The sequence below is a fragment of the Pseudomonas sp. GXM4 genome (genome assembly GCF_008923895.1).
Classification (GTDB): Bacteria; Pseudomonadota; Gammaproteobacteria; order Pseudomonadales; family Pseudomonadaceae; genus Aquipseudomonas; species Aquipseudomonas atacamensis.
Window position 1 is genome coordinate 1 of sequence record NZ_WBRZ01000320.1, and the last position, 5,750, is coordinate 5,750.

At 58.1% G+C, this 5,750-nt stretch carries 4 protein-coding genes; 2 read left to right on the forward strand and 2 right to left on the reverse strand.

Annotation, left to right across the window (positions count from 1 at the left end; translation table 11 throughout):
* Positions 1 to 21 precede the first annotated feature (21 nt).
* Complete coding sequence (locus tag F8N49_RS28485) at positions 22 to 1,929, reverse strand: S-type pyocin domain-containing protein (protein ID WP_151553008.1); 1,908 nt, start codon at positions 1,927 to 1,929, stop codon at positions 22 to 24.
* A 304-nt stretch (positions 1,930 to 2,233) separates the two neighbouring features.
* On the opposite strand from F8N49_RS28485, the gene F8N49_RS24880 reads away from it, so the two are divergent.
* Entirely contained in the window at positions 2,234 to 3,568 is a 1,335-nt protein-coding gene (locus F8N49_RS24880) for an amidohydrolase (protein WP_151553010.1), read from the forward strand.
* Positions 3,569 to 3,605: 37 nt separating this feature from the next.
* Here the strand turns inward: F8N49_RS24880 and phnR are convergent, their stop codons facing one another.
* Positions 3,606 to 4,319, reverse strand: a complete 714-nt coding sequence (gene phnR, locus F8N49_RS24885; protein WP_016773745.1) for a phosphonate utilization transcriptional regulator PhnR — start codon at positions 4,317 to 4,319, stop codon at positions 3,606 to 3,608.
* Positions 4,320 to 4,668: 349 nt separating this feature from the next.
* Here phnR and F8N49_RS24890 point away from each other — a divergent pair, with 349 nt between their 5' ends.
* On the forward strand, positions 4,669 to 5,736 hold the full coding sequence (locus F8N49_RS24890; protein WP_122747059.1) for an ABC transporter substrate-binding protein: 1,068 nt from the start codon (positions 4,669 to 4,671) through the stop codon (positions 5,734 to 5,736).
* Positions 5,737 to 5,750: the final 14 nt, after the last annotated feature.

A 5,750-nucleotide genomic window follows, 5' to 3' on the forward strand; every position in this document is an offset into this window, starting at 1 on the left:
ATATCCTGTATCGATCTCATATCAAAGCCCTTTATGAATTTCAACATGCGCCTTCGGGGTTACGATATTTATGTTGTCAGCATTATATAAATCCCCTCCCTCGGCCAAGCCGACCTTATGATGCAGTTCGTATTTCATTCTTGCTCCTGCTGAATCGTTCATTCTAACTATCGGGGCTTTGCCCTTTTTCATTTCGTTCAAACTTGTTTCATTAAATAAGTCAGCCAGTTTTTCGTCATTGAAAACAGCTTTCCAGAATGTTTCTCTGAATGCTCTGAAACTGTTGAACTGACGACCCCGTAACTGATCAGCAATGTGCGATGGGATTGGCGCCCCATCACCCTGCGCAGCAGCCCCTAGCCATCCACCCGCAACCGGCGCTCCATGACCACTCGCCACCCCTGGATCATTGCGTCGATCCCGGAACATGACGTACTGCGGTGGCAGACCCGATTCCGGTGGGAAGACCAGAATGAAGTCGTCGAAACGAATGCTGCCCCGCCCTGGGTGAGCGTCGATCCGTCCTTCAATCGGCACGAGGTTGCCGCCCATATATCGCGGTGGGGACGGATTCTCGATGGGGAACAGCGTTGAACTGTCTGCCGGCGTTACTGCGGGAGTCCAGACCGCGGTTGTCGGCGGGATGTCGGTGAGGGTTGCGCGGTAAGTGTTGTTCCCTGCGTTGAAACCAGCTGCAACCACGCGAACGCCGGAAGGCCGTTTTGTCCCCGCTACCGGAACGACAAGCAGTTCGGCGAGAGAGCCCGTCAGCGGCCGGGCGCTCAAACGTACCGGCAGATTCAGTCGTGCTCTTTCGCTTGCCAGCCTGTCCAGATCAGGCAGTTGACCGGGCAGCAGATCTGCCAGTGGGAGGCTGAGCAGAAAGCGTTCAGGCAATTCCCCATTGCCCAACACCGGGGAGTAGACAAACGCACTTACCCCCACCATCAGACCGGACGCCGTGCCAGCAGCCAGCCCCGATAAACCGGCCACCGCCGAGCGAATCGAGGCGGCAAAACCCGCCATCAGGTTGTCGGCAATCGCGACCGCACCAGCGGACGTCGCAAATACCAGTTGGGCGTGGCTGGTATTGCCCTGAAAGCGCAAAAGGCTACTGTGCCCACCGGAGGTGTCCTGCCGGCGCTTTTCCTCAGCAACCCTGCGTGCTTCGGCTTCAGCCTCAAGCGCCGCCTGCTCCTCGGCACGCTTGCGCTCTAGTGCCTCAGCCGCCAAACGGGCCTGTTCCTCTTCGAGCCGCCTGATTTCATCGGCGGCGGCCTGCCGCGCCAGCTCCTCCGCCAGCCGCCGCGCTTGCTCCTGAGCAACGCGGGCCTGTTCCTGTGCAACCTGCCGGGCGTGTTCCGCCGCCAACCGCGCCTGCTCCTGAGCGATCCGCTCGGCTTCCTGCGCTTGCACCACGGCAATCATGCCCTTGACCGTGGCCGACTGGCTGTTCAACAAGTTGATGCCTTCGACCAACAACTTGGCATTGAACAAGGCGCTATAGGCCTGCCGAACGCTGACACTACTGCCTCGCCGATTTACCTGCGGTAACCGGCCACCGTTAAAAAACGTTTCAATTTGGGCATGACTGAAACGTTGAATGGCAACGTCTCTCGCCACGAAAAACGCATTGAATTTTCGTGTCGTCAGCGACTCCCTGAATCGCATCTCCCGCGCCAGCGCATCCAAAGGCGGCAATACACTTTGGTCGCCTGCTGCTCGCACTTCTGCCAGTTCATGTTCGATGACTTGAGCAATATTTCTGGAAGTATCTTTGTAGATACTTTCCATATCGAGTATTTCACCCAACGGCGCAAAGTTAATGCCTGGTCCCGAGCCGTCCCCTGCACCTAAATAATGTAAATATTCATCTTGTTTATCCGGACGCACAACAATCGGCGGAAGCGTTATTCCATTACGCTGCATTTATAAGTCCTCCATGGACAATAGTTTTGTCGCACTGACCCGTTACCCTCAAACAGCCAATAACGTGACCGGTACCTGGAGAAATTTATGGAAATAGATGTTGTGCGGTGCGGTACATGGTTATCGCCCGCGTTTTATCTGTCACGCCGGACGGAACTGATAAAGCGGTAGGAGTTTTCGCTGATAACTTATGCTCAAACGTAAATCTGTCGAAGCGCATAGCGCTTTCCTGACTCGATCGCACTTGCGTGCAAAGCCTTTGTCACAGGCAAGGAAGCCCACAACAATAATCAAGGAGAAGCCCATGCAACTGACGCGCATTGCCCAGACCCTTTTGCTCACCCTGGTCGCCAGCCACGCCAGTGCCGCGACGATGGACAGCGCCCGCACGCGCATCGCCGAGCAGGCGCAGAAGCTCGAGCCGGAGCTGCTGGAAACCCGCCGCGACCTTCACGCTCATCCAGAACTTGGCAACACTGAAAAACGCACCGCTGAACTGGTCGCCAAACAGCTGCAAGCCATGGGCCTGGAAGTGAAAACCGGCGTCGCCCGCACCGGCGTAGTAGCCGTGCTGAAAGGCGCCCTGCCCGGCCCGACCGTGGCCCTGCGCGCCGACATGGACGCGCTGCCGGTCAAGGAAGCCTCCGATTTGCCGTTCGCTTCGAAAGCCAAAGGCACGTATCTCGACAAGGAAGTCGACGTCATGCACGCCTGCGGCCACGACGCCCACACCGCGATCCTGCTCAGCGCAGCGAAAATTCTGACAGGCATGCGCGACACCCTGCCCGGCACCGTGGTGTTCTACTTCCAGCCCGCCGAGGAAGGTCCGAGCGATTTTATTCCCGACGGCAAAAATACCTGGGGCGCGAAGATGATGGTCGAGGAAGGCGTGATGAAATCGCCGAAACCCGCCGCGGTGTTCGGCCTGCACGTCTGGGCGGGCGTCCCCGCCGGCCAGATCGCCTACCGCCCCGGCCCGACCCTGGCCAGCTCCGACGACCTGCGCATCAAGATCCACGGCAAACAAACCCACGCCGGCCGCCCCTGGGACGGCATCGATCCGATCACCGTCGGCGCGCAAACCATCGTCGGCCTGCAGACCGTGGTCAGCCGCCGCACCGACATTTCCTCTTACCCGTCGGTGGTCAGCATCGGCACCATCAACGGCGGCACCCGCTACAACATCATCCCCGAATCACTCGACATGACCGGCACCATCCGCTCCTACGACTACGGCATCCGCCAGAAACTGCACAGCGACGTACGCCAGACCATCGAGAAAATCGCCGAAAGCGGCGGCGCCAAAGCCGACGTCACCATCATCGAAAAATACGACCCGACGATTAACAACCCTGCACTAACCGAGAAAATGCTGCCGACATTGAAGTGGGCGGCCAAGGATGATGTGGTGCAGGGACCGCTGGTGGGTGGGGCGGAAGATTTCTCGTTCTTCGCCAAGGAAGCGCCGGGACTGTTTGTGTTTCTTGGAGTGACCCCGAGGGACCAGGACATGAGCAAAGCCGCGCCGAATCACAATCCGGGGTTCTTTGTGGATGAGTCGGCGCTGGTGGTTGGGGTGAGGACACTGGCGTCGTTGGCGACGGATTATCTGTATGGGAATGCGGCGGTGGGCAAGTAGAGAGGGAGGTGACTGTGGGAGCGCAGCGACCAGAAGATCAAACCACATCAACCCCTACGTGAATCGCATCATGCCGCCAAAACTCCAGATCACAATCAATCAGCCGCCCATGCTGATCATAATTGACCCGAGCAATCCTCAGTCCCGGACTCCCCACCGACACCCGTAAAGCCGCCGCCGCATCGACAGATAAAGATGTAGGCACGATCTCAAACCGCACCCGCCCATAGTGCAAATCGAAATGCCGCGCATACAACTCGGTGATCGACTGATTCAAATCAAACTCGAGGATCCCCGGAAAAAACTGCGGATTCAGATAGTGCTCCACATACAACACCAGTCGCCCATCAATGCGCCGCGAGCGGCAAATCTGAATCACGCTCGACAACGCCGGCAACTGCAACCACGCACACACCGCCGCCGAAGCCGGCTGCAACCGCGCCGAAATCACCTCGGTCGAAGGTTCGCGCCCCTGCGCACTGACCATGGCGTGGAAGTGACTGCGCTGCATGAGGTTATAAGCCAGACGCGGCGGCGACACGAACCAGCCACGCCGCTCCTCACGGTAAATCTGCCCCTGTGCCTCAAGCTGCAACAGCGCTTCACGCACAGTGATCCGCGTCGTCCCGAACAGCTCGCTCAGCTTGCGTTCAGCGGGCAACTTGCTCCCGGCCGCCAGCAAACCGTGATCGATTTGCTCCTGCAACACTTGGCCAATCGCTGTCACCGCTTTCGTTGCCTCATCGCGCATCAACGTTACCTATCTGGACTAGACCAGCACTGTTTCGGGGCAAATCCGAACGCCGAACGAAGCGCCTTCGTATGTTGCAAGCCTAGGCAGTGCAGATGACCGACTGATGACAAAACTACCGAACGGTCGCTTTCACGGCTTGCAATACATCGGCCAAGTCCCTTGCGTATCGGGCCTGCGTCATGGTCTACGCTTGTTTGGCAACGGCCAATCCCGGGCGGAGAAAAGATCAGCCACAAGGCCATCGACATCAAAATGTCATCCAGCCCGCCTAAATTGGCTCAGGTATTGCTGACCTAGACCAACCCAACCGCAATCGCAGCGTTGAACACGACCAAGGAGCTTCGGAATGAAACAGCTTTTCCTGGCAACACTGTTAGGCTCGACCATTGCAATGTGCAGCGCCGCCATGGCGGCCGACACCGATCTGAAAACCCTCGAAGCCGCTGCGAAAGCGGAAGGCGCCGTCAATAGCGTCGGCATGCCCGACAACTGGGCCAACTGGAAAGGCACCTGGGATGATCTGGCTGCGAATTACGGCTTGAAACACATCGACACCGATATGAGTTCGGCTCAGGAAATCGCCAAGTTCGCCGCTGAAAAAGACAACGCCACCGCCGATATCGGCGACGTCGGTGCTGCCTTCGGCCCGATCGCGGTCAAGCAAGGCGTGGTGCAACCGTACAAGCCAAGCACTTGGGATCAGATTCCGGACTGGGCCAAGGACAAGGACGGCAACTGGGCACTGGCCTACACCGGCACCATCGCCTTCATCGTCAACAAGAAGCTGCTGAACGGCTCCGACGTGCCGACCAAATGGGCTGACCTGAAAACCGGTAAATACAAAGTCTCCATCGGCGACGTGAGCACTGCTGCCCAGGCCGCCAACGGTGTCCTCGCTGCCGCACTGGCCAATGGCGGTGACGAGAAAAACATCAAGCCCGCCCTGCTGTTGTTCGCCGACCTCGCCAAACAGGGTCGTCTGTCGATGGCCAACCCGACTATCGCCACCATGGAAAAAGGCGAGATCGAAGTCGGCGTGGTCTGGGACTTCAATGGCCTGAGCTACAAAGCCAAGATGGCCAACCCGGATGATTACGTAGTGCTGATTCCATCCGACGGCTCGGTGATTTCCGGCTACACCACGATCATCAACAAGTACGCGAAAAACCCCAATGCCGCCAAGCTGACGCGCGAATACATCTTCAGCGACGCCGGCCAGACCAACCTCGCCCGCGGCAACGCCCGGCCGATCCGCGCCGAACACCTGCAACTGCCGGAAGACGTGAAAGCCAAACTGCTGCCAAACGAGCAGTACAAGAAGGTCACGCCGGTCAAGGACGCCGAGGCGTGGGAAAAGACCTCCAAAGCCCTGCCACAGCAGTGGAACGAAGAAGTCATCGTCGAGATGAAGTAATCCTTCATCTGTAG